This is a genomic window from Aeromonas sp. QDB68 (assembly GCF_027707405.1).
GTDB classification, from domain to species: Bacteria; Pseudomonadota; Gammaproteobacteria; order Enterobacterales; family Aeromonadaceae; genus Aeromonas; species Aeromonas caviae.
In genome coordinates, this window is sequence record NZ_JAPCIQ010000205.1 from 1 (window position 1) to 1,457 (window position 1,457).

Consider the following 1,457-nt stretch of genomic DNA (forward strand, 5'->3'; position numbering starts at 1 on the left):
CGCTGCTGAGGAGTGCGCAGGCGATCGCCTGCACCAGTACGGTTTTTCTCATGTCCTTCTCACCATATTGTTGATTTAAAGAATGCCGCTGACAAGTATTTCTACCTGGAGCAAGGCGCCTACGTGTTGAGCGATAGCAAAACCGTACTGCCCCGTGTCGCGCCGCGTGAAGATGGTAAGCGTCTGGTGATCATCGACGGCAAGGCGACCCTTATCTAATGAACAACACCATGCTGAAACTTGCCCCAGAAGCCCTGAGCAGTGCCCGTACCATCGGGGATCTCGCCACGCCGGAGAGCTGCTTGGTGGCCCTAAAGATTGCCACTGTTCAAATCGCCGCTCGAATTGGCCTGTCGTGTCACTCGGCCATCAAATCGAGCGTGCCAGTGTACCGAGCCTTTCACCTAACGCTCCAACAGGCCAGGGCCCATAAGGCGGCTGGACTGCTACTGATGAACGGCCTTGATGTGCCGGTAACGTACTGCCAAGGGGAGGTGGATACTCTTGCCTTTCCTTGGGAGTCCAAGAGGCTCTTAACGGAGCTGGCAAGGGTGCAAAACTAGCACCTAAAGAAAGGCCCCAGTGTTGTTCGAGCATCACTGAGGCCGGTACCCACGATGGAGATAGCATCATGAGTAAACGGATCGTAGCACCGAAGAACTGGGTGCGACAAGCGCACGTAGACGCGGCCCGCCAAGCAGCAAAAATCGCAGTGACGTTCTATCGCTGTGGTAAGCGCGAGGTGGCTTCGCAAATCTGGGCAGTCAGCATGGTGGAACTGGTATAACGGTTCCTGAAAGCAGGGGTGGTGATCTGCAAGGTCACCGCCCCTTTTCATTTGGGGTGACCGGATGATTAACGCGCAAGCCAGCGGCGTCCTCTCTGGCCTCTTGGGGAGGCTACAGCGTGCTTTGCCCTGGTAGACAGGGGATGGCCAGCCATTACGTGTGTGGAACGGCTGACGCGGTGTGGAGGCGAATCCAAGCCCACGTGAGAGAGCGAGAGCACCCAGCACGGAGAGCAGGCATTAAAGATTGCCATCCGGGGTGTGGTGGCCCTGCCCTTAAACGTCGGCAAAGGACATCTAGCTTTGGGATGAAAATAAAGTTTCATCTCTGGAGAAAGTTTGCCTGATAGCCACGACTATAGGATGAAAGTTTCATCCTATAGAGGGAACAAATTGCCTCCCAAAATGGTGACAAGTCCCAACCAGTAGGGTGGGACTTTATTTTCATCCGACAGCTGGGGGAACATGTGGGCACCCCGGAAATAGATCAGGGCGAGGTGCTTTCCTCCGGTGCAGTTTTGATTTGAATGGTTCGTGCAATATGACACGATCTTTGTAGTGTTCGAGATGTAAAACCAATCTAGCAACAAGGACAGGGTGAGAGCGTGAACATTTTGTTAAATTTCACCCAGTTTTTTGAGACCCGCATTGAGTACCGTTTCCAGATATT

The 1,457-nt window shown here is 53.6% G+C and carries 1 protein-coding gene; it reads left to right on the forward strand.

Annotated features, from left to right (window positions below):
* Positions 1–631 precede the first annotated feature (631 nt).
* Complete coding sequence (locus PG892_RS22225; protein ID WP_187364462.1) at positions 632–787, forward strand: hypothetical protein; 156 nt, start codon at positions 632–634, stop codon at positions 785–787.
* Positions 788–1,457: the final 670 nt, after the last annotated feature.